At 75.5% G+C, this 20,797-nt stretch carries 25 protein-coding genes; 16 read left to right on the top strand and 9 right to left on the bottom strand.

The features are described 5' to 3' along the window. The first annotated feature begins 196 nt into the window (after positions 1 to 196). Positions 197 to 691: an Hsp20/alpha crystallin family protein gene (locus WCD58_RS28735; protein ID WP_337706549.1), complete on the top strand. Its 495-nt coding sequence runs from the start codon at positions 197 to 199 to the stop codon at positions 689 to 691. A gap of 252 nt (positions 692 to 943) precedes the next feature. Here the strand turns inward: WCD58_RS28735 and WCD58_RS28730 are convergent, their stop codons facing one another. From WCD58_RS28730 to WCD58_RS28715, 4 genes are all read right to left on the bottom strand, one after another. Beyond that, the gene (locus tag WCD58_RS28730; RefSeq protein WP_337706548.1) at positions 944 to 1,300 is read right to left on the bottom strand and encodes an SCO6045 C-terminal-like domain-containing protein; all 357 of its coding nucleotides are present in this window, start codon (positions 1,298 to 1,300) and stop codon (positions 944 to 946) included. After that, a complete protein-coding gene (locus tag WCD58_RS28725; RefSeq protein ID WP_337706547.1) occupies positions 1,297 to 2,127 on the bottom strand; it encodes an MbnB/TglH/ChrH family RiPP precursor modification enzyme in 831 nt (276 codons plus the stop codon). Before WCD58_RS28725 ends, WCD58_RS28730 begins: the two co-directional genes overlap by 4 nt. Next, positions 2,124 to 3,044 (bottom strand): TIGR04222 domain-containing membrane protein, encoded by a 921-nt coding sequence (locus WCD58_RS28720; RefSeq protein ID WP_337706546.1) that lies wholly within the window; start codon positions 3,042 to 3,044, stop codon positions 2,124 to 2,126. The genes WCD58_RS28725 and WCD58_RS28720 overlap by 4 nt, the downstream gene beginning before the upstream one ends. A 130-nt stretch (positions 3,045 to 3,174) precedes the next feature. After that, positions 3,175 to 4,842, bottom strand: a complete 1,668-nt coding sequence (locus tag WCD58_RS28715; protein WP_337706544.1) for a DEAD/DEAH box helicase — start codon at positions 4,840 to 4,842, stop codon at positions 3,175 to 3,177. Positions 4,843 to 4,942: 100 nt separating this feature from the next. Here WCD58_RS28715 and WCD58_RS28710 point away from each other — a divergent pair, with 100 nt between their 5' ends. From WCD58_RS28710 to WCD58_RS28700, 3 genes are read left to right on the top strand one after another with little or no spacing between them, the layout of a single operon-like run. Further along, positions 4,943 to 6,043, top strand: a complete 1,101-nt coding sequence (locus tag WCD58_RS28710) for a M4 family metallopeptidase (RefSeq protein WP_337706543.1) — start codon at positions 4,943 to 4,945, stop codon at positions 6,041 to 6,043. Beyond that, entirely contained in the window at positions 6,040 to 6,354 is a 315-nt protein-coding gene (locus WCD58_RS28705; RefSeq protein ID WP_337706542.1) for a protealysin inhibitor emfourin, read from the top strand. The genes WCD58_RS28710 and WCD58_RS28705 overlap by 4 nt, the downstream gene beginning before the upstream one ends. After that, complete coding sequence (locus WCD58_RS28700; RefSeq protein ID WP_337706541.1) at positions 6,351 to 6,950, top strand: SMI1/KNR4 family protein; 600 nt, start codon at positions 6,351 to 6,353, stop codon at positions 6,948 to 6,950. The genes WCD58_RS28705 and WCD58_RS28700 overlap by 4 nt, the downstream gene beginning before the upstream one ends. A 7-nt stretch (positions 6,951 to 6,957) precedes the next feature. Here the strand turns inward: WCD58_RS28700 and WCD58_RS28695 are convergent, their stop codons facing one another. The 3 genes from WCD58_RS28695 to ilvD all read right to left on the bottom strand — a co-directional run bounded on the left by WCD58_RS28695 (position 6,958) and on the right by ilvD (position 9,933). Then, positions 6,958 to 7,713 (bottom strand): hypothetical protein, encoded by a 756-nt coding sequence (locus tag WCD58_RS28695; protein ID WP_337706540.1) that lies wholly within the window; start codon positions 7,711 to 7,713, stop codon positions 6,958 to 6,960. 88 nt (positions 7,714 to 7,801) lie between these two features. Then, a complete protein-coding gene (locus WCD58_RS28690; protein WP_337706539.1) occupies positions 7,802 to 8,242 on the bottom strand; it encodes a GNAT family N-acetyltransferase in 441 nt (146 codons plus the stop codon). After that, positions 8,239 to 9,933, bottom strand: coding sequence for a dihydroxy-acid dehydratase (gene ilvD / locus WCD58_RS28685; protein WP_337706538.1), 1,695 nt, complete (start codon positions 9,931 to 9,933; stop codon positions 8,239 to 8,241). The genes WCD58_RS28690 and ilvD overlap by 4 nt, the downstream gene beginning before the upstream one ends. Positions 9,934 to 10,130: 197 nt before the next feature. Between ilvD and WCD58_RS28680 the strand changes: the two genes are divergently transcribed. Further along, positions 10,131 to 10,565 (top strand): hypothetical protein, encoded by a 435-nt coding sequence (locus WCD58_RS28680; RefSeq protein ID WP_337706537.1) that lies wholly within the window; start codon positions 10,131 to 10,133, stop codon positions 10,563 to 10,565. A 114-nt stretch (positions 10,566 to 10,679) separates the two neighbouring features. After that, positions 10,680 to 11,234: a YceI family protein gene (locus tag WCD58_RS28675; RefSeq protein ID WP_337706536.1), complete on the top strand. Its 555-nt coding sequence runs from the start codon at positions 10,680 to 10,682 to the stop codon at positions 11,232 to 11,234. 78 nt (positions 11,235 to 11,312) lie between these two features. On the opposite strand, the gene WCD58_RS28670 is transcribed toward WCD58_RS28675, so the two are convergent. Next, the gene (locus WCD58_RS28670) at positions 11,313 to 12,536 is read right to left on the bottom strand and encodes a protein kinase family protein (protein WP_337706535.1); all 1,224 of its coding nucleotides are present in this window, start codon (positions 12,534 to 12,536) and stop codon (positions 11,313 to 11,315) included. A 223-nt stretch (positions 12,537 to 12,759) separates the two neighbouring features. On the opposite strand from WCD58_RS28670, the gene WCD58_RS28665 reads away from it, so the two are divergent. After that, positions 12,760 to 13,479: a hypothetical protein gene (locus WCD58_RS28665; protein WP_337706534.1), complete on the top strand. Its 720-nt coding sequence runs from the start codon at positions 12,760 to 12,762 to the stop codon at positions 13,477 to 13,479. On the opposite strand, the gene WCD58_RS28660 is transcribed toward WCD58_RS28665, so the two are convergent. Beyond that, positions 13,397 to 14,431 (bottom strand): YihY/virulence factor BrkB family protein, encoded by a 1,035-nt coding sequence (locus WCD58_RS28660; RefSeq protein WP_337706533.1) that lies wholly within the window; start codon positions 14,429 to 14,431, stop codon positions 13,397 to 13,399. The genes WCD58_RS28665 and WCD58_RS28660 overlap by 83 nt on opposite strands. A 151-nt stretch (positions 14,432 to 14,582) precedes the next feature. On the opposite strand from WCD58_RS28660, the gene WCD58_RS28655 reads away from it, so the two are divergent. The 9 genes from WCD58_RS28655 (at position 14,583) to WCD58_RS28615 (ending at position 20,766) form a co-directional block, all read left to right on the top strand. Then, on the top strand, positions 14,583 to 15,077 hold the full coding sequence (locus WCD58_RS28655; protein WP_133826150.1) for an inorganic diphosphatase: 495 nt from the start codon (positions 14,583 to 14,585) through the stop codon (positions 15,075 to 15,077). Positions 15,078 to 15,144: 67 nt separating this feature from the next. After that, positions 15,145 to 15,681: a hypothetical protein gene (locus WCD58_RS28650; RefSeq protein ID WP_337706532.1), complete on the top strand. Its 537-nt coding sequence runs from the start codon at positions 15,145 to 15,147 to the stop codon at positions 15,679 to 15,681. Between the two features lie 53 nt (positions 15,682 to 15,734). Continuing rightward, positions 15,735 to 16,067 (top strand): putative quinol monooxygenase, encoded by a 333-nt coding sequence (locus WCD58_RS28645; RefSeq protein ID WP_337706531.1) that lies wholly within the window; start codon positions 15,735 to 15,737, stop codon positions 16,065 to 16,067. Between the two features lie 38 nt (positions 16,068 to 16,105). Continuing rightward, the gene (locus WCD58_RS28640; protein ID WP_337706530.1) at positions 16,106 to 17,215 is read left to right on the top strand and encodes a DUF3500 domain-containing protein; all 1,110 of its coding nucleotides are present in this window, start codon (positions 16,106 to 16,108) and stop codon (positions 17,213 to 17,215) included. Continuing rightward, complete coding sequence (locus WCD58_RS28635; protein WP_337706529.1) at positions 17,212 to 18,615, top strand: carboxylesterase/lipase family protein; 1,404 nt, start codon at positions 17,212 to 17,214, stop codon at positions 18,613 to 18,615. The genes WCD58_RS28640 and WCD58_RS28635 overlap by 4 nt, the downstream gene beginning before the upstream one ends. Before the next feature lie 25 nt (positions 18,616 to 18,640). Beyond that, entirely contained in the window at positions 18,641 to 18,922 is a 282-nt protein-coding gene (locus WCD58_RS28630; protein ID WP_337706528.1) for an antitoxin, read from the top strand. A gap of 93 nt (positions 18,923 to 19,015) precedes the next feature. After that, the gene (locus WCD58_RS28625; RefSeq protein ID WP_337706527.1) at positions 19,016 to 19,849 is read left to right on the top strand and encodes an SDR family NAD(P)-dependent oxidoreductase; all 834 of its coding nucleotides are present in this window, start codon (positions 19,016 to 19,018) and stop codon (positions 19,847 to 19,849) included. Between the two features lie 36 nt (positions 19,850 to 19,885). Then, the gene (locus WCD58_RS28620; RefSeq protein ID WP_337706526.1) at positions 19,886 to 20,287 is read left to right on the top strand and encodes a DUF3224 domain-containing protein; all 402 of its coding nucleotides are present in this window, start codon (positions 19,886 to 19,888) and stop codon (positions 20,285 to 20,287) included. Continuing rightward, the gene (locus WCD58_RS28615; RefSeq protein ID WP_337706524.1) at positions 20,287 to 20,766 is read left to right on the top strand and encodes an OsmC family protein; all 480 of its coding nucleotides are present in this window, start codon (positions 20,287 to 20,289) and stop codon (positions 20,764 to 20,766) included. The genes WCD58_RS28620 and WCD58_RS28615 overlap by 1 nt, the downstream gene beginning before the upstream one ends. Positions 20,767 to 20,797: the final 31 nt, after the last annotated feature.

Raw genomic sequence — 20,797 nt, 5'->3', positions numbered from 1 at the left:
TCGCGCGACACGCCGGGGATGGCGTGGCTCGGGGTGTTTCAGCGTGGCGGCCACGCTCACGTTCAACGTCAGGAAACCCGCCGGCTCGGTCGCTCGCGCAAAGCTCGGCGCTCGGGAATTGAGTGGTGTCAACTCATGTTGCATGAGTCGATGGCCCGCAAGGACGGGCCGCCTTCGCACCGAGAGGGAACCCACCATGAGCACGCTGATCCCCTGGGGCCCGCGCTTCGTCGACCCGTTCGCCGTCGCCCCGGCCCTGTTCCGCCGCCCCGGCCCCAGCCGCGGGCAGGCCTGGTTCGCGCCGACCACCGATGTGGTGCGCGACGGCGACGACGCCGTCGTGCGCGTCGAGCTGCCCGGCGTGGACGTCGCCAAGGACGTCACCGTCGAGGTCGACGGCGACCGCCTCACCGTCCGCGGTGAGCGCCGCGACGAGCAGTCCGGCGAGGGCTTCCGCCAGAGCCGCTACGGCTCGTTCCGCCGGAGCTTCACCCTGCCGCAGCACGTCGACGCCGACGCGGTCTCCGCGTCCTACGACGCCGGTGTCCTGACGCTGCGCGTCGCGGGCGCCCACGCCGAGGCCACCGAGCCCGGCGCCCGGCGCATCGCGATCGCCGGCGTCGAGGCCGAGTCCACCGACTCCCCGGAGTCGACGGAGTCGGCGGACGAGTCGGGCAGCGCCGCCGCCTGACGCGCCTCGGGAGCAGCGAACGGGTATCTCGCTGCTTCTCGGCGCACGAAGTCCCCGTTGATCACGACCTGACGGGATCCCACGACGCCCGCGGAGCCATCCGGTTCCGCGGGCGTCGGCGTGTCAGGCGCCCTGCTCACCGGCGTGTCGCGCAGCGAGGCTGTGGCGATCCTGGCATCAGACGCCAGCAATGCCGCATCGCTCGTACCGGGCCGGAGGCGATCGAGCTGGGGGATTTCCTGACGTCCAACGTCAGCGTGGCCGCCACGCTGACACACCACGCCAGCCCCGGAACGCCCGGCGGCGGGGCGGGACGACGCCCTCGGCGCGGAGGGCCGCGACGAAGGCGTCGGCGTCCGCGTGCATCGAGGTGCCGACGCGGCGGGGGTGCGTCGTGATCCACGCGTCGAGACGCGGGACCAGGTCCTCCCCGAGCACGTCATGCACGTCGGCGGGCAGCAGGCGCGCCAGCGCCCGGCGTCGCTTCGCCCGCAGCGCCTCGGCCTCGAGCGCGACGCGGGCCGGGTCGACGCCGGGCGGCGCGGCACCGCCCGCCACCAGCGCCTCGAGCAGTTCCGCCTGCCGCCGCGCCAGGTCCTCGCGACTCATGACGGCGAGTGCACCGACCGCAAGGCGGCGAGCTCCGCGGCCAGCTCGTCGTCGGGCGGGTAGCGGTCGTCGCGCTCGAGCAGGACCGCCGGCGGGCGGTGGCGCGCGCACAGCTCCGCGAACAGGTCGAGCACGTCGGTGGTCAGCGGGTGGGCGTGGGTGTCGTGGTAGACGCCGTCGCGCTCGACGCCGCCCGCGGCGTGCACGTAGACGACGCGCTCGAGCGGCAGCTCGTCGAGCACCTGCCCCGGGTCCTGGCCGAGGTTCACCGCGCTCGCGTGCAGGTTGGCGACGTCGAGCAGCAGCCAAGCTCCGGTGCGCTCGCACAGCTCCGCGAGGAACGCGCCCTCGGACAGCTCGGCGTCCGGCCACGCCAGCAGCGGCGCGATGTTCTCGAGCGCCAGCGGCACCCCGAGCGTCGCCTGCGCCGCGCGGACGTTGTCGACCAGCACCCCGAACGCCTCGCGGGTCCGCGGCACCGGCAGCAGGTGCCCCGACTCGAGCCCGCCCGCGCGGACGAACGCCACGTGGTCGCTCGCCAGCGGCGCGTCGAGGGCGTCGGCGACGGCGGCGAGGTGCTCGACGCGGTCGTGGCGCAGCGGCTCGGCGCCACCGAGCGAGAGCGACACCGCGTGCGGCAGCACCGGCACCCCGCGCGCCCGCAGCGCCGACACCGACTCGGGCAGCGCGCCCGCGTGCAGGTCCTCGGCCACCGCCTCGACGAAGTCGACGCCCGCCATCCGCTCGACGGTCAGGTCGATCTCGCGCCGCCAGCCGATGCCGACGCCCTCCGGACCGCCGGGCAGCACGGAACGGGCAGCCGTCATCCCCCGCCTCCACCGCCGCAGCCGCCCCCGCAGCCACCCCCGCCGCCTCCGCAGGACGAGCCGCCACCGCACGACGAGCCCCCGCAGGAGGACCCGCTGTCGAAGCCGCCACCCCCGCCGGCCGCCGGCGCCGCCAGCAGGCCCGCGAGCTCGGCGTCGGGGTACATCGCGAACCCGCCGACCGCGACCAGCCCGGCGACGCCGAGCGTGCCCGCGGCCACCGGACCCCACGCCCGGTCCGCCGCGAAGGCCGGCCGGTACGCGGAGGCCCGCGCGGCCGCCACGGTGGCCCGGCCCTTGCGGGTCGCACGGTCCGCCGAGAACGCGGCCACGGTGATCACGACGCCGACGGCGAACACCACCAGGATCACGAGGAACGCCACCGCGGCGCCCCGGGCGATCCCCGCCGCCAGGCGCGCCAGCCCGAGGGCGATGACGACGCCGACGACGCCGAACGCGATGGTCTTGCACCGCGCGACGGCGGCGGGGTCGTGGAAGAGCCCGCGGCGACGGGCGGCGGCCTGGAGATCACGGATGGACGCCGCTCCGCGCATGCGCATCGTGACGCCCATCGGTGTGACCCCGGCCGGGGTCGAGGCCACCGCGTCGAGCACGTCCTCGTCGAGCTCGCCGATCGCCGCCCGTCCCGTGGCCGTCAGCCGGCGGTCGCGCCCGATGCGCAGCACCCCGCCCTCGAGGAGACGGGCGATCGAGGCCTGCACCAGCCGGGGCGGTCCGCCGGCGAGCAGGGCCAGGTCCTCGACGGTGGCGTCGGCCGCCGGCGCCTCGCCCGCGGTGCGCGCGACGCGCCGGTCGAGGCTCCGCAGCAGGAGCGGCGCCACGACGGCCGTCGCCACGAGCAGGAGTGCGTAGAGGCCGAGGAAGGCCAACCCGGAGATCCCCCACGTGTTCCCCACGACGACCTCCGCGCGCGACGACCGTGATCGCGCACGGCCGTGCGCCCGAACGCAGCGTCGGCGCTGCGACCGCACACAGCAAGCAAAGCCACTCTGATGGCCTAGCGATCAGCTACGCACGGTGAGAACGTCAGCGACCCCGGCCGCGACCCCGGCCCGCGCTCGACCGGGCGGAGTGCGCCGCGGCGGAGTGTGACGCCGAGGACGAGGACGAGCCCTGGCCGCCGCCCGAGGGTGCCCCGGACCGCGGACGACCGCCCCCGGACGCACCACCGGACGACCCGCCGGACGACCCGCCGCCCCGACGCCGGGGCCGACCCCCGCCGCCGGAACCGGACGCGCCCGCAGAGGGTCCGCCACCGGACCCGCGACCGCCGCCCGCGCGACCGCCACCGCCGCCACCACCGGACCGACCGCCACCGCCGCCACCGGACCGGCCACCCCGCCGCGAGCCGCCGGAGCCGCCCGCCGGCTGGGGCGCCGGCTTGCGCGACGCGGACGCCGGCCCGTCCTCGGGGTCGACGCGCGGTGCGGGCTCGCCGACGAGCGCGGCGATCTCGGGCGCGCCCGGTCCCACGGTCGCGGCCCGCGGCTTGATCCCCGCCTTGCGCGTCATCGACGCGACCTCGGAGCGCTCGGCCGGCACCACGAGCGTGACGACGTCACCGGCGGAGCCGGCGCGCGCGGTGCGCCCGGACCGGTGGGTGTAGGCCTTGTGCTCGGCCGGCGGGTCGACGTGGACGACGAGCCCGACGTCGTCGACGTGGATGCCGCGCGCCGCGATGTCGGTGGCCACGAGCACGCGCACGTCGCCGGACACGAAGCCGCCCAGGTTCCGGTCGCGGGCGGGCTGCGACAGGTTGCCGTGCAGCTCCGTCGACGGGATGCCGGCCGCGGTGAGCTGGCGGGAGAGCTTGCGCGCGGCGTGCTTGGTGCGGGTGAACAGCATGCTGCGCCCCTGGCCGGCGGCGAGCTCCTGCACCACGGCCGCGCGGTGGGCGGGGTCGACGGTGAAGACGTGGTGGGTCATGTCGGGCACCGGCTCCGCCGCGGTGTCGACGCTGTGGGTCACCGGGTCGTGCAGGAACTCCCGCACCACGCGGTCGACCTCGCCGTCGAGCGTCGCGGAGAAGAGCATCCGCTGGCCGTCGCGCGGCGTGCGGCGCAGCAGGCGGCGCACGGCAGGCAGGAAGCCGAGGTCGCTCATGTGGTCGGCCTCGTCGAGCACGGTGACCTCGACGCGGTCGAGGTCGACGAGCCCCTGCCCGAGCAGGTCCTCGAGGCGCCCGGGGCACGCGATGAGCAGGTCGACGCCGCTGCGCAGCGCCTCGGCCTGGCGGCCCTGGCCGACACCGCCGTAGACGACGGTCTGGCGCAGCCCGAGGGCCTCGGCCAGCGGCGCGAGCGCGTCGCGGACCTGGCTCGCGAGCTCGCGGGTGGGCAGCAGCACGAGGCCGCGCGGCCGCTTCGGGATGCGGCGCCCGCCGGCGAGGCGGGACAGCAGCGGCAGCCCGAAGGCCAGGGTCTTGCCGCTGCCGGTGCGACCGCGACCCAGCACGTCGCGGCCGGACAGCGCGTCCGGGATCGCGGCCTGCTGGATCGGGGTGGGGTCGGTGATGCCGCGGCCCGCGAGCTCGTCGACGACCGCGGCGGGGAAGCCGAGGGCGGCGAAGGGCGAGCGGGGGGCAGACGTCGTCGGGATGTCGGAGACCTCTCCACGGGGGAACGATGAGGGCCGCGAGCGTCGGCCCGTCCGTCGTGGAAGGGGGCCGCGTCGTGCGCGGTGCTGACGACCCACGGGCGCCGGTGCGGCGCCGCGTACACCCCCAGTCTCCCAGAGATCGATCCCGCGGGTGGGAGCACGGGGGGTGTCGGTGGTCTCGGGCAGACTGACCGGCGTGATCGGCTGCCGCTGCGAGATCGCCCCGCCCTCGCTGCTGCTGACGGTCGCGGAGCGGGGCGATCGCCGGGCGCGGGACGCGGCCCTGCGCACGCTGCTGCTCTCGGCCGAGCTCCGGTCACGCCGCGCCACGCTGGGCACGACGCTGCGCCGGTTCGGCCTCTCCCCCGCCGACCTGGCCTTCCTGCCGGCCGAGGTGTCGGCGGACGGCCCGGAGAACACCGTCTACGACGTCGCGGGCGGCGAGGAGTCGGCGCTGCCGGGGCGGCGGGTGCGGGGCACCGACGATCCGCCGACCGGCGACGCCGCGGTCGACGAGGCCTTCGACGGCGCCGCCGCCACGGCGGCCTTCTTCCGCGAGGTCTTCGGGCGCGACTCGATCGACGGGCGCGGGCTCGACCTCGTCTCGTCGGTGCACTTCGGCCGCCGCTACGACAACGCGTTCTGGACCGGCGACCAGATGGTCTACGGCGACGGCGGGGGCGGCGTGTTCGTCGCCGGCGGGCTCACCCGTGCGCTCGACGTCGTCGCCCACGAGCTCACCCACGGCGTCACCCAGTTCAGCGCCGGCCTGGAGTACCGGGGGCAGAGCGGGGCGCTCAACGAGTCGTTCTCCGACGTCTTCGGGGCGCTCGTCCGGCAGCGCGCGGAGGGCGTCGACGCCGCGTCGGCGACCTGGCTGGTCGGCGAGGGGATCCTCGAGCCGTCCCTCGGCGCCGCGCTGCGCAACATGATCGCGCCGGGCACGGCGTGGGACGGCGACGACCAGCCCGCGGACATGGACTCCTACGCCGACCTGCCCGCCGACGACGACCCGCGCAACGACAACGGCGGCGTGCACGTCAACTCCGGCATCCCCAACCGCGCCTTCGCCGAGGCCGCCCGCGAGCTGGGCGGGAAGGCGTGGGAGACCGTGGGCCCGGTCTGGTACGCGGTGCTCACGGGCGGGGAGCTGGCCCCCACTGCCGACTTCGCGGCCTGCGCGGCGCTCACCGTCGCCGCGGCCGGCGAGCGCTACGGCGAGGCCTCGGCCCAGCAGGACGCGGTGCGCGGCGGGTGGGAGGCGGTCAAGGTGCGGCTCGCGCCGGATCCGCGATGAGGGTGATCGTGGTCCGCTCCGGCGGGGTCGCGGGCATGGTGCTCACGGTCGAGGTCGACGCCGGCGAGCTCGACGCGGACGCGACCGCGCAGCTCACCGGGCTCGTCGACGCCTGCGAGTTCCCCGACGCCGAGCCCGCCGCCACCAAGGGCCTCGCGGACGCCTTCGCCTACGAGCTCGCCGTCGAGGGCGACGACGGGACGCTGCGCCGCGCCCGCTTCGACCAGGGCGCGGCACCGCGGGGCGCCGACTCGCTGGTCACCTGGGTGCTCGACGGCCCGCACGGACACCGACGACTGGGACGCACATGATCGACGAACTCTGGTGGCGCTGGGTCGACCGGCTCGACGGCCGGGGCTGGCACGCGCGGGCGATGCTCCGCCCGCCGGCCGAGGAGGACGTCATCGCCGCGGCCGGCGAGGTCGTCGGCGGGTTCCCCGACGAGCTGGCGGCGCTCTACCGCCTCGCCGACGGGCAGATCCCGTCGCGCGAGGTGACGGGGCCCGCGACCAACCTGTTCCCGGGCCACGAGTTCCTCTCCCTCGCCCACGCGCGCCGCGCCTGGCAGGGCTGGGCGGACATCCGCGGCGAGTACCGGCCCGAGGACTTCGACGACATGATCACGGTGCGCGGCGACGACCCCGTGCACCGCGTCTACACGCGCGCGCCGTGGTGGCCGCTGGCCGAGGACGGTGGCGGCAACCACCTCATGGTCGACCTCGTCCCGCCGGCCGGCGGCACCGTCGGCCAGGTGCTGGTCGCGGGCCCCGACGAGGACGAGCGCCGGGTGCTCGCCCCGACCGTCGGGGCCTACCTGCAGGCGCTGCTCGACGCGGAGCTCGACGACCCCGAGCCGGGCGCGCTGGGCGAGGGCTTCGCCTGGTGGGACGCGCCGCACCTGCGCTGAGCCCGGGTCACCAGTCGCCGAAGTCGAAGCCGCCGCCGAGGTCGCCGCCGTCGAAGCCGGGGTCCATGCCGGGGTCCATGCCGGGGTCCATGCCCGGGTCCATGCCGCCGTCGAACCCGCCGCCCATGTCGGCGGCCATCGCGTCGCCCCCGACCGCCGCGGCGCCGAAGCCGGAGAACAGGGCGCTCGCGACCATCATCCCGCCGAATGCGCCGACGCCGCCGAGGAGCATCGGCTTCCACCACGGCTCGGAGTACCAGCCGGCGGGCACGGGGCGCCCGCCGACCATGCCGCCCGGGTAGTAGTGGTTGTTCTGCGCGGACGGCTGCGGCGAGCCGGTGACGCTGCGGCCCTCGACGTCGACGGACTGCTCGGCGTCCAGGGCCCCGGCGCGGGACCGCTCGGCGGAGCCGGGGAGCTCGGGGCCGGGGTCCATGCCCATCGCCGTGCGCGCGGCGCGCACGTAGTAGAGACCCTCGAGCGCGGTGTCGGTGACCAGGCGGTACTGCGGCGCCGTGGTCGCCTGCTCGAGCTGCGAGCCGGCGGCGGTGTAGCGCTCGGCGGCGTCCGCGAGCGCCTGCTTCGAGGGGTCGTCGGAGCCGGTCAGGTTCAGCACCTGGCCGCCGAGCCGCTCGTACCAGCGGCGCGCCTCGGCCTCGGCGTCGCCCAGCCGGCTCTGGGCGGTCGTGCCCCGGCCCCGCCCGCGCGTGGCCACGAGCGCGAGCAGGCCGCCGATGACGAGGACGATAAGCAGGAGTTCCACGTCCTCCACGATCCGCGCGGCTCCTGAGAGGCGGCTGTGAGCCACCTGGGCGATCGGCGCGTTCCGGCGAGGGGTGACCCTCGCCCGTCTATCCGACCGACGGTGCCCTTCGGTCAGGAACTCGGCGCATGGGCACGTGCGGGATGCCGTCCTCGTCGTAACCCGGCCCGTCGACCGCGAAGCCGAGACGTTCGTAGAACCCCTGCGCCTGCACCTGCGCGCCGAGCACGACCGGCCCGTCGATCTCCGACAGGACCGCCCGCACGAGCGCCGCCCCGGCGCCCGTGCCGCGGTGCTCGGGCGCGGTGACGATCCGGCCCAGGCGCGTCACACCCTCCGAGGCGAGCACCCGCAGGTACGCGGCGACCTCGCCGGAGGGCCCGCGCGTCCACACGTGCTCGGCGACGTCGTCGAGGCCGTCGAGCTCCTGGAAGGCGCAGTCCTGCTCGACGACGAACACGCGCACCCGCAGGGCGAGGACGTCGTAGAGCTCGGCGGGCGTCAGGTCGGCGAACGCCCGACGGATCACGCGAAGCCGACCACGGCACCCTCGGCCGCGGACCCGACGAGGCGGGCGTACTTGCCGAGCACGCCGGTGCGGTGCTTGGGCGGCGGCGTCGTCCAGCCCTCGCGGCGCGCGGCGAGCTCCTCGTCGGAGATCAGCAGGTCGAGCGTCCGGGCGGCGAGGTCGAGCCGGATGCGGTCGCCGTCGCGGACGAACGCGATCGGGCCGCCGTGGTCGGCCTCGGGCGCGACGTGGCCGACGCAGAGCCCCGTGGTCCCGCCGGAGAAGCGGCCGTCGGTGAGCAGCAGGACGTCCTTGCCGAGCCCCGCGCCCTTGATCGCGCCGGTGACCGCGAGCATCTCGCGCATCCCGGGTCCGCCGCGCGGGCCCTCGTTGCGGATGACGACGACGTCGCCGGCCTGCAGCCCGTCGGGACCGGACGACTCGACGGCCGCCATCGCGCCCGCCTCGCCGTCGAAGACGCGGGCTGTGCCCTCGAACGACGCCGTGTCGAAGCCCGCCGACTTCACGACCGCGCCGTCGGGGGCCAGCGAGCCGCGCAGGATCGTCAGCCCGCCGGTGGGGTGGATGGGGTTCGACAGCGGGCGCAGGATCTCGCCGTCGAGGCCCTCCGGGCGCAGCTCCTCGAGGTTCTCCGCGACCGTCCGCCCGGTGACCGTGAGGCAGTCACCGTGGATCAGCCCGGCGTCGAGCAGCGCCTTCATGACCACCGGGACGCCGCCGACCCGGTCGACGGTGTTCATCATCCAGCGCCCGAACGGCTTGACGTCGGCGAGGTGGGGGACCTTGTCGCCGATGCGGTTGAAGTCGTCGAGGACGAGCTCGACGCCGGCCTCCCGCGCGATCGCCAGCAGGTGCAGCACGGCGTTGGTGGACCCGCCGAACGCCATGACGATCGCGATCGCGTTCTCGAAGGCCTCGCGGGTCATGATGTCGCGGGCGGTGTGGCCGCGCGCGAGCATCCCGACGACGGCGTCCCCGGAGGCGCGGGCGAAACCGTCGCGGCGGCGGTCGGCGCTGGGCGGGGAGGCGGACCCGGGCAGCGACATCCCCATCGCCTCGGCGGCGCAGGCCATGGTGTTCGCGGTGTACATGCCGCCGCAGGCGCCCTCGCCGGGGCAGATCGCACGCTCGATCTCGTCGACCTTCTCGCGGCTGATCAGCCCGCGGGCGCAGGCGCCGACGGCCTCGAAGGCGTCGATGATCGACACCTCCTTGCCGTCGACCATGCCCGGCATGATCGACCCGGCGTAGAGGAACACCGAGGCGAGGTCGAGGCGCGCGGCGGCCATGAGCATGCCGGGCAGCGACTTGTCGCAGCCGGCGAGCGTGACCGTCCCGTCGAGGCGCTCGGCGGACACCACGGTCTCGACCGAGTCGGCGATGACCTCACGGCTCACCAGCGAGTAGTGCATCCCGACGTGCCCCATGGAGATCCCGTCGGAGACCGAGATCGTGCCGAACTCCATGGGATAGCCCCCGGCGTGGTGCACGCCCTCCTTGGAGGCGGTGGCCAGGCGGTCCAGGGAGAGGTTGCACGGGGTGATCTCGTTCCACGACGACGCGATGCCGATCTGCGGCTTGGTGAAGTCCTCGTCGCGCATCCCGACCGCGCGCAGCATCCCGCGGGCCGCGGCCCGTTCCATCCCGTCGGTGACGTCGCGGCTGCGGGGCTTGAGGTCGGCCTGCTCCATGAGGTGAAGGTAACGCTTGTCCCTCCCCGGGGCCGGGGGCAGACTCGCGCGCATGACCCGGGAGACGCTCGAGCCGTTCTGGCCGAGCCGTCGCCCCGGCTCCTTCGACGAGTGGTGTCGTCGGGACACCTGAGCACCCCGGACGGCGGGTGCCACCCCTGAGTGCCCGACCGGACCTCTCGCTCTGGAGCCCCACCGTGACCCTCGCCCCTCCCCGCGTGGTCGTCCTCGATCGTGTCGACGACGGCCTCGTCACCCCCGCGGGCGGTTCCCGCGACCTCGACGCGATGCTCGACCGGGCCCGCGCGGCGGAGGCCGACGGCGTCGCCGTGGTCGTCGTCCCGTGCGGCGCGGAGAACGCCCCGGCGCGCCACCACTGGCCCGCCACCGCACAGGCGCTCGCCGTCCTGCTCGCGACGACGACCGTGCGGGTCGCCGTCAGCGTCGTCCCCGCGGCGTGGGAGCCCGACGCGATCGTCCGCTTCGCCCGCAGCGCCACCGGGCTCGCCGGCGAGCGGCTGATCGTGCAGGTGCGCGGCAGTGGCGCGGAGGCCTTCGTCGGCGCCGTCACCGCCCGCTGGGACGGCCCCGTCGTCGTGGGCGACGGGGACCTCGGCGCACTGGCGCACTGACCCACGTACCGCCGGGGAGACCCCGGTCACAGCGCGGCCTGATAGTTGACGTCTCAACTGATGGTGCTAGGCTCTGCGTTGAAAGTTGATGCTTCAAGTCCCACGGAGGACGACATGACCGAGACCGCCGCGCCGACCCTCGAGCTCGCGGGTGACTACCAGATCGACCCCGCGCACACGCGCATCGGTTTCACCGCCCGGCACGCCATGGTCACGAAGGTCCGCGGCTCGTTCGGCGAGTTCCGCGGCACCGCCTCGATCGGCGCCGACGCGTCGCTCTCGTCGACCGAGATCATCATCGCCGCCAACAGCCTGAACACCGGCCAGGAGCAGCGCGACGGCCACGTCCAGGGCGACGACTTCCTCGCCGTGAACGTCTACCCGGAGATCACCTTCCGCTCGACCTCGGTCGAGCAGGACGGCGACACCTACAACATCACCGGCGACCTGACGATCCGCGACGTCACCAAGTCCGTGACCGTCCCGTTCGAGTTCACCGGCCTCGCCAAGGACCCGTTCGGCAACGTCCGCGCCGGCTTCGAGGGCTCCACCTCGATCAACCGCAAGGACTGGGGCATCACCTTCAACGCCGCGCTCGAGACCGGCGGCGTGCTCGTGTCCGAGAAGGTCGGCCTCGAGTTCGACGTCTCGGCCATCAAGCAGGCCTGACGCTCCGCCGCTGCGACGGCACCGACAACGGCCCGCGCCCCCACCGGGGACGCGGGCCGTCGTGCGTCAGCAGGGTGGTCAGAGCACCGCGTCGAGCAGGCCGCCGACGAGACCGCGACCGGTGCGGGAACCGGAGCCGCTGTCGTCCGCGTCGTCACCGCCGTCGGAGTCGGCGTCGTGCTCCTCGGTCCCGGCGTCGGACGAGCTCTCCTCGGCGTCGTCGGAGCGCTCCTCCGAGCGGCTCGCCGACCGTTCCTCGGCGTGGCTGCTCCCGGACCGGCTCTCGGAGCGGTCCCGGACGGCGGACGTGGCCCGCAGACCCGACGAGGAGCCGCCCGCACCCGCGCGGTCCCCGCTCGGGGGCGCGGGCGCCGGATCAGCGGCCGGCTGCAGGGCGGCGGGATCGGGCGCGGGCTCGGTGTCGGGCACCAGCAGGGCACGGGCCGGGGCCAGCGCGGGCCCGGGGCCGACCAGCGCCGGCTCGCCGATCGTGCCCGCGACCACGGAGGCGGGGGCGCTGCCCGCGCCCGCGCCGAACGCGCCGCCCAGGATCGCCGCGGCGAGGACGGCCGCGAGCACCGTGAGCCGGGAGCGACCGGGGCGCCCCCGGGCCGGGAGCCCGCGGGACGCGGCGCACTGCCGGGGTCGTCCGCGCGCCGCGACGGCCGCGGCGTGGGTCGCGAGGCCGGCCCGCAGCCGCTCGCGCGCGCCGGTGTCGGCGGCGTCGAGCACCAGGGCGCGCACCGCGTCGACGACGTCACCGGAGGGCTCGGGGACCACCGGGAGCGGGCCCGTGGCGGCGACGACGGCGAGGTGCGCCAGCGCGGCGACGTCGTCCTCCGGGGAGGCGTCGGGCGGGGCCGGCGCGCCGCCGCCGGTCCAGCGGGGGCCGAGGGAGGGGTCGAGCAGCACCGCGTCGGCCGCGACGCCGCCGTGCGCGACGCCGCGGCGGTGCAGGCGCCCCAGCCCCACGGCGAGGCGGGCGACGAGCACCGCGGCGGACTCCGGGTCCTGCGGGCCGGGGGCGTCGTCGAGGCTCCCGTCGCGGGCCAGCGGCATGACGACGAACGGTCCGTCGGCGCCGTCGGGGGCGCCGTCGAGGACCTCCATCGCCCGGTCCGGACCGAGCCGCTCCCGCAGGAGGGCGTCGCGTTCCCAGCGCTCCCGCCCGTCGTCACCGGGGAAGGACTTGACCACCACGTCGCGCTGCAGGAGGACGTCGCGCGCGCGGTGGACGCGGCTCGTGACCCCTCCGAGGCGTTCGTGGAGGCGGTAGCGATCGGGAGGGGACGCACTCGCCACGCGGGGCTCCTTCGCGGACGGGGAGGAGTGGACGCCGCGGAGGTGCAGCGGAGACGGGCCCGATCATCAGGCCGCGACGGCCCTGAGTACCACTCGGCCAGCCGTTCGAACCCCCGACTCCACGCGATCGGGTCCCCCTACGCCCTGCGACGTACGCGCCGTCGGGGCCGTTCCCGGGGTCGCCCCGATGTCGCGATGACCCGTGGTCACGACGCTGGACGCCGTGACCACCCCGCGGACCGGCAAGCCCTGGCGTCACCTCCTCGTGTGGCTGCACGTCGTCAGCTCCACGGCCTGGATGAGCGGGGCCGCCGGGCTGGCGATCCTGCTCGGCCTCTCGCGCAGCGACCCGGCGCTCGCCGGCGCCGCGGTCGGCGCGGCGCGGCATCTCGACGTGTTCCTGCTGGCCGTCGCGGCCAACGCGTCGGCGAGCACGGGGCTCGTGCTGGCGTGGACGACGTCGTGGGGCCTGGTGCACCACTGGTGGGTCGCGGCCAAGGCGGCGATCACGCTCGTACAGCTCTACGCGGGGATCGCGATCCTCTCGCCGGTGCTCGACGAGCTCGTCGCGGGCGGCACCCCGGCGCCCGCGGCGCAGGTGGCGGGCGCCGCGGCGATGGCGTCGGCGGTGGCCTTCCAGGCGTGGCTGTCGGTGGCCAAGCCCTGGTCGCGGACGCCGGTCGCGCGCCGCGAGCGGGCGCGGGGACGCACGAAGCTCCCGCCGGCCGGTACGCCGCTCGTCGCCGCGGGGGTCCTCGCCCCGGTCGGCGACGTCGCCCTCACCGTGGCGCTCGGTGTCCCGGCGCCGCTGCTGGAGGTGGTCGTCCTCGGGGTGGTCGGGGTCGCGCGGCGCCGGGCGCTCACTCGGACGGCGCCCGCTGCGGCGGCTCCTGCGGCGCCCGCGGGCGCGGTACCTCCGGCGCCGGCTCCTCGTGGAAGCTGACGTCGACGGTCTGGTGGTCCTTCTGCCGCTCGGACTCCGCGTACGAGGCGTAGGCGCGGCGGTCGGCGGCCGTGGTGTCGCGGTCGTCGGGGTACATGCTGAACAGGCTGCGCGGGTGCAGACGGCGCGCGAGGACGGCGTCGAGCTCCGCGCAGAGCACGAACACCGAGGCCGCCAGGTAGATCCACGCCAGCAGGCCGAGCACGATGCCGAAGAGCCCGTAGGTCGCGCTGGCGCCCTGCAGCCGGGTGCCGACGAGCCACGTGCCGGCCGAGAGCAGCACCTGCCAGGTCACCCCGGCCACGACCGCCCCGATCCAGCGGTCGCGCACGGCGACCCGCCGCGCCGGCAGCACGTGGTAGGCCAGGAGGAACAGGCCGATGTTCACGACGACGCCGACCACGGTGGCGGTGCCGCGCCCGAGCCCGCCAAGCCCGGTCGTCTCGCCGGCCGTGGTCGCCAGCGCCGACAGCGCCGCGGTGAGCATCATCCCGACGCCCACGAGCAGCACCACCAGCGCGCCCCGGGCGTAGGCCGCCCAGATGCTCGGACGCTCCGCGCGCGGGACCGCCCAGACCTCGTCGAGCGCGTGCTGGGCGGCCTGGGTGACGCCGAGCGCGCCGTACATCGCGACGACGACGCCCACGACGAGCGCGGCGGTGTTGCCGCTGAGGGTGTGCACGTTCTCGCGGATCTGGTCGCCGATCACCGGCACGTTGCGCAGCGCGGAGGAGACGACAGCCTGCTGCGCCGCCGGGTCGTCGTGGAGCACGTAGCCCAGCACCGTCACGCCGAGCAGCAGCAACGGGAACAGCGACAGGAAGCCGTAGTACGTCAGCAGCGCGGCCAGGTAGGCGCCCTGGTCGTCGACGAACTTGTAGACGACCGCGATCGGCAGCGCGGCCCACCGGTGCCGGCGCTGGAAGGCGTCGAACCGTTGCGACACGCCCATCGCGCCACCTCCCGACCCGCCTGCATCACTGATACCCCGCCGGGGTGGGTATCCACCCACTCGTCACACCGAGCAGGGGTGGAGTGGCCGGCCGACGAGGCGGGGCGCGACACTGACGACCCCCACACGCCGAACACACCGGAGGAGCAGCGTGGATTTCGACGTGCTGGTCGAGGTGCCGCAGGGCAGCCGCAACAAGTACGAGATGGACCACGAGTCCGGCCGTCTGCGGCTGGACCGCACGCTGTTCACCGCGACCCGCTACCCCGCCGACTACGGCTACATCGAGAACACCCTCGGCCAGGACGACGACCCGCTCGACGCGCTCGTCCTCGTCCAGCAGCCGACGTTCCCGGGATGCCTGGTGCGCAGCCGCGCGATCGGGATGTTCCGGATGACCGACGAGGCCGGCGGCGACGACAAGGTGCTCTGCGTGCCGAGCGACGACCCGCGCCTCGAGCACCTGCGCGACATCCACCACCTCGACGAGTACCACCGCATGGAGATCCAGCACTTCTTCGAGGTCTACAAGGCGCTCGAGCCCGACAAGAAGGTCGAGGGCCACGAGTGGGTCGGCCGGGCCGCCGCGGAGAAGGAGGTCCAGGCCTCCCTGGACCGCGCCGAGAAGGCGGGCTATCGGACGTGACCCCGGACCTGACCCGGGACCCGACGCCGTGACCGAGCCCCCGGACCCGCCGCCGACCATCGCAACCATGCGCACCATCGGCATGGTCTGGGCGGTGGTGGGCGGGCTGGCGATCATCGTCGGGGTGTTCGCGACGGTGTTCGCGATCGTGATCTTCGGGGTGCTGGCGCTGCTGCTCGGCGTCGGGCTGGTCGGGATCCAGCACGTCCGGGCGCGCTCGGCGATCCGCGCCTCGCGGACGCTGACGAACACGCCGCCCCCGCCCGCGGCACCGCCGTCGGCGAGCCCGCCGGGACCACCCGGTCCGCCGGGACCGCCGGATCCCTCGGGCCCGCCGGCTCCGCCGCCGGGGTCACCGCGCGCGGCCGACCTGCGGTCGCGTGGCGCCGAGGCCCCGGTCGGCTCGCCGGACGAGGGCTCGGACGACGACGGCGCGGGCTCGGGCGACGGGTCGGACGACGACCAGTCCATCGTCATCGACGCCGAGCCGGAGGACGCGGACAGCGCGTCGGAGCGTCAGCGCTCGTCGCGGTCGATCTCCGACGAGGAGGACGGCACGGGGTCGCCGACCGACGAGGACGACCCGCCCCGCCGGGACGCGTGACGCGGTAGACACCCGGGTATCGAGCAGTCGACACCCAACCCAGGAGGCTCCGCGTGCCGACCCCCACGCCCACCGAGAACGACCGCACCCTGCTCACGGTCGTGGCCAAGATGACCGCCCTGCCCGGCAAGGAGGCGCAGCTGCGCGCGGAGCTCGAGCAGCTCGTCGAGCCGACGCTCGCCGAGGAGGGCGTCGTCAACTACGACCTGCACGTCGCCGTGGACGACCCGGCCACGTTCGTCTTCTACGAGAACTGGCAGAGCCCCGGCCACCTCGAGGCCCACCTGGGCAACGGCCACCTCGTGGAGTTCGCCGGCAAGCTCGACGAGTACCTCGTCGGGGGAGCCGACGGGCTGGTGATCACCCAGCTGCAGCGCATCAAGTGACGTCCCCGCCGCCCACCCCGCGCACGGTCGCCTCGGCCATGGCCGAGGCGGCCGCGGCGTGGATCGACACCCTCGACGACGAGCAGCGCGCCACCGGCGTCTGGGACTGGCCGGGCTCGAAGGCCGCCGACGCGGAACGCGTGCTCTGGTTCTACACGCCGACCGACCACGGCGGGCTCACGCTCCACCAGCAGCGTCCCCACCAGCAGCGCGCCGCGATGCGGCTGCTGTCCACCGGGCTCTCGGAGGCCGGGTACGTCTCGGCCGCGACGATCATGGGGCTGGAGAACGTCCTCGACCGCACCGAGGGCTTCACCGCCGGCTTCGAGCGCGACCGCGGCCGCGACCCCGCCATGTACTACCTGCGCGTCTTCGGGGATCCGCGCGGTGACGGCCCCTGGTCGTGGCGCTTCGGCGGGCACCACGTCTCCGTCCACCACCTGGTCATGGACGGCGAGGCGGTCGCGGGCAGCCCGTGCTTCCTCGGCGCGGACCCGATGGTCTCGCCGCTGCTCGGCGGCCGCGAGCTGCGCCCGCTCGGCGGCGTCGAGGACACCGCCCGGGAGCTGTTGGCTGCCCTCGACGCCGAGCAGCGCTCGCGCGCCGTGCTCACCACGACCGCGGTCCCGGACATCATCGGCGGCAACCGGGTCCAGCCCCGCCCCGGCGACCGGCTGATCCCCCTGCCCGACCTGTGGCGCGGGCACTTCCAGCAGCAGCTCGAGGACCGCATGTGGGCGATGCACGACGGGCTCGAGGCCCAGCTCGGCGTCACCGAGGCCGACCACGCGGCGACCGAGCTCACCGCCGCGCCGCGCGGCATCGCCGGGGCCGACCTGGGCGCGGGGCAGAAGTCGATCCTGCGCGCGCTGCTCGACACCTACGTCGGCCGCATGCCGCCGGGACTGGTCGAGCGCGAGCGGGCCCGGTTCGACGGGGACGCCCTCGACGCCGTGCACTTCGCGTGGGCCGGCGGCGCGCAGCGCGGCGACCCGCACTACTACCGGCTGCAGGGCCCCCGCCTGCTCGCGGAGTGGGACAACACCCAGCGCGGGGTGAACCACGCCCACTCCGTCTGGCGCGACCCCGGGCACGACTTCGGGCTCGACCTGCTGGGCGAGCACCTCGTCGAGCACCACCCCGGGTGAGCCCGCCGGAACCGGTCGTCACGGTCGCCGGCGGCCGGGTGCGCGGCCGCCGGGACGGCGACGTCGTCGCGTTCCGCGGCCTCCGGTACGCCACGGCCGCGCGGTTCGCGCCGCCCGAGCCGCCGGCTCCCTGGGACGGGGTCCGCGACGCGCTCGGGCCCGGCCCGATCAGCCCGCAGCTGCCGGCACGCGTCGCCGCGGTCACCGGCCCGTCCTCCGACGACGACGCCCCGCAGGACGAGGACTGCCTGCGCGTCGACGTCCGGGCGCCGGCGGCCGCGCTCGTCGACGGCGTCCCGCGCCCGGTGCTCGTCTGGCTGCACGGCGGCGCCTACGTGATCGGCGCGGCCTCGACGTCCTGGTACGACACCTCGCGGCTGGTCGCCGAGGGCGACGTCGTCACGGTCAACGTGAGCTACCGGCTCGGGGTGCTGGGCTGGCTCGCGGCGCCCGGGGTGTCCGACGGCAACCTCGGGCTGCTCGACGTGCTGGCCGCCCTGCGCTGGGTGCACGAGAACGTCGCGGCGTTCGGCGGCGACCCCGCGCAGGTCACCGTCGCGGGCCAGTCCGCGGGCGCGCACGCGACCGCCTGCCTGCTCACGGTGCCCGCGGCGCGGCCGCTGTTCCGGCGGGCGATCCTGCAGAGCGGCCAGCTCGGCCTCGGCCTGTCCTCGCCGCGGCGGGCGGCCCGGGTGGCGGGCTACGTCGCCGCGGGTCTCGACGGCGCCGACCCCGCCACGGCCCCGGTCGACGCGCTGCTCGCCGCCCAGCGGCACGCGATGATCCGCGCCGCCGGGCCGGGCGGGGTGAACTCGTCCCCGGCGTTCGCGCCGGTCGACGGGGTCGCGCCCCTGGCTGCCGGGACGACCTGGGCCGACGCCGCCGGTGCGGGGCACGACGTGCTCGTCGGCGCGACCGCGGACGAGGCCGAGACGTTCATGGCGATCAGCCCGATCCTGCGGGACCTGCGCGGGGTGCCGGTGGGGCGTCACCTCGTCGGCGCCGTCTCCGCCGTGGCCACCCGGCAGGTGTTCACCGCCTCGGCGGATCGTTTCGCCGACGACGCGGCGCGCGCCGGCGTGCAGGCGTTCAGCTACCGCTTCGCGTGGCGGGCGCCCGCGTCCGGGCTCGGCGCCTGCCACTGCCTCGAGCTGCCGTTCCTGTTCGGCAACCGCGCGGCGTGGGAGGGCGCGCCGATGCTGCGGGGCGCCGACTGGGACGACGACGTCGAGCCGCTCGGTGCCGTGGTGCGCGCCGCATGGCTGCGGTTCGTGCGCACCGGGGACCCGTCGACCGACGCGGTGCCGTGGCCCCCGCACACCGCCGGCCGCGGCCCGACGACCGTGCTGGACACCGCCCTCGTCACCTCACCCGCCCGAAACGGGCACACTCGATGGTGAAGACCGTTCCCCCGAGGAGGAACCGATGCCCCTGATGCGCAGGGTTGCGGCGCTCGGCGCCGCCGTCGCCGCCGCGCGGCGGTACGCGAAGCAGAACCCGGAGAAGGTCAACCGCTACGCCGACCAGGCCGCGGCGTTCGTCAACAGCCGCACCGGCGGCAAGTACCAGAAGCAGGTCGACTCCGCGGTGCGCCAGGTCCGCAAGCAGACCTGCGTCCCGGGCCGCACCGTGCCGTTCCCCGAGCCGCAGTACTACGGGCCCCAGTCGGCGACGCGCTACCCGAGCCAGCGCACCGACCGGCCCTAGTTCCTCGCGAGGTGAGTCACCGGCCGGCAGCGGGCACAGGACGTCCATGGGATACGACGACCCGCTGCCGGCGACTCGCGGACGGTGGATGACGTGAGCGCCCCCGTCCCCGCCACCGTCCTGGTCACCGGCGCCACCGACGGCCTCGGTCGCGGCCTCGCCGAGGACCTCGCGGGCCGCGGCCTGACCGTCCTGCTGCACGGGCGCGACGACGAGCGCGGGAAGGCCGCGCTCGAGGAGATCCGGCAGGCGACCGGCAACGAGGCCCTGTCCTGGTACCGCGCGGACCTCGCCGATCTCGCGCAGGTGCGCGACCTCGCCGACCGCGTGGCCGCCGACCACCCCCGCCTCGACGTGCTCGTCAACAACGCGGGCATCGGCGCCGACGTGCCCGGCGGCGGCGTGCGCCAGGAGAGCGCCGACGGCCACGAGCTGCGGTTCGCGGTCAACTTCCTCGCCGGCCACCTGCTCGCCCACCGGCTGCTCGGCCCGCTCAAGGCGGCGGGCGCCGCGAGTGCCCAGGGGCCGGCGCGGATCGTCATGGTGGCCTCGGCGGGCCAGGCGGCGCTCGACTTCGACGACCTCATGCTCCGCAAGGACTACTCGGGCTGGCGGGCGTACTGCCGGAGCAAGCTCGCGCAGATCCTCGACGCGTTCGACCTCGCCGACGAGCTGGACCCGGCCGTGGTCACCGCGACCGCCCTGCACCCGGCGACCTTCATGCCGACCAAGATCGTCCCGTCGCCGGTCAGCACGATCGCCGAGGGGGTGGAGGCGACGGCGCGGCTCGCGGTCGGCCCGGAGCTCGCCGGCGTCACCGGGCGCTACTACAACGGCCTGCGGGAGGCGGAGCCCGAGCCGCAGGCGCTCGACACGCTGGCCCGGGCGCGGCTGCGCGCGATCGCCGACGAGCTGACCCGACCCTGACGGCAGGTGTCAGCCTTCACCGGTGAGGATGACGGGGTGACCCACCTCGAGAGCCCGTTCACGATCGACCTCTGGGAGCCGGCCGAGGGCCCTGAAGGAGGGGCCCTCGCCGATCCGGAGGGCCGGGGCCCCGCGACCGGCCGGGCCCAGGTGCGCAAGACCTACTCCGGGCCGCTCGTGGGCACGTCGGTGGCCGAGCTGCTGACCACCCAGGGCGAGAGCGGCGCGGCGTACCTCGCGCAGGAGCGTGTGGTCGGCGAGCTCGACGGTCGCGCGGGCAGCTTCGTCCTGCAGCACGGCGCGTCCGGCGGCGACGGCCAGGAGATGCGGCAGTGGGCGTTCGTCGTCGCCGGGTCCGGGACGGGCGGGCTGACCGGCCTGTCGGGCACCGGGGTCATCGCGCACGAGCTGCTGACGCTCGACTACGAGCTGCCCTGATGGCGTTCACCACCGACCCCGACGGCACCCACCGCTACGCCGCGACCTGCACGTGGTCGGGGTCGACCGGTGTGGGCTACGACGGCTACGAGCGCGCGCACGCGATCTCCTCGCCGCCCGCCGCGGCCACGCTCGAGCTCTCCAACGACCCGGCGATGGGCGGCGACGCGAGCCGGCTCGACCCCGAGCAGCTGGTGCTCGCGGCGGCGTCGTCGTGCCAGCTGCTGTCGTTCCTCGCGATCGCCGCGCGCGCCCGCATCGACGTCACGGAGTACCGGGACGACGCCGAGGCGACGATGTCGCACGACGACGGCCCGGCGCGGATCGCGGCGATCGTGCTGCGCCCGCACATCACCGTGGCGGCGGGCCCGAGCGTCCCGCGCGTGGAGCGGCTCGTGCACCTCGCGCACAAGGAGTGCTACGTCGCGAACAGCCTGGCCACCCCGGTCGCCGTGGAGCCCGTGGTCACCTTCATGTGAGTACTTTCCGGCCCTATAGGGCCGGAAAGTA

Source organism: Actinomycetospora flava (assembly GCF_037400335.1).
Lineage (GTDB): Bacteria > Actinomycetota > Actinomycetes > Mycobacteriales > Pseudonocardiaceae > Actinomycetospora > Actinomycetospora flava.
The sequence above is the reverse complement of the archived record's forward strand: the minus strand, read 5'-3'. Positions and strand labels throughout refer to the sequence as shown.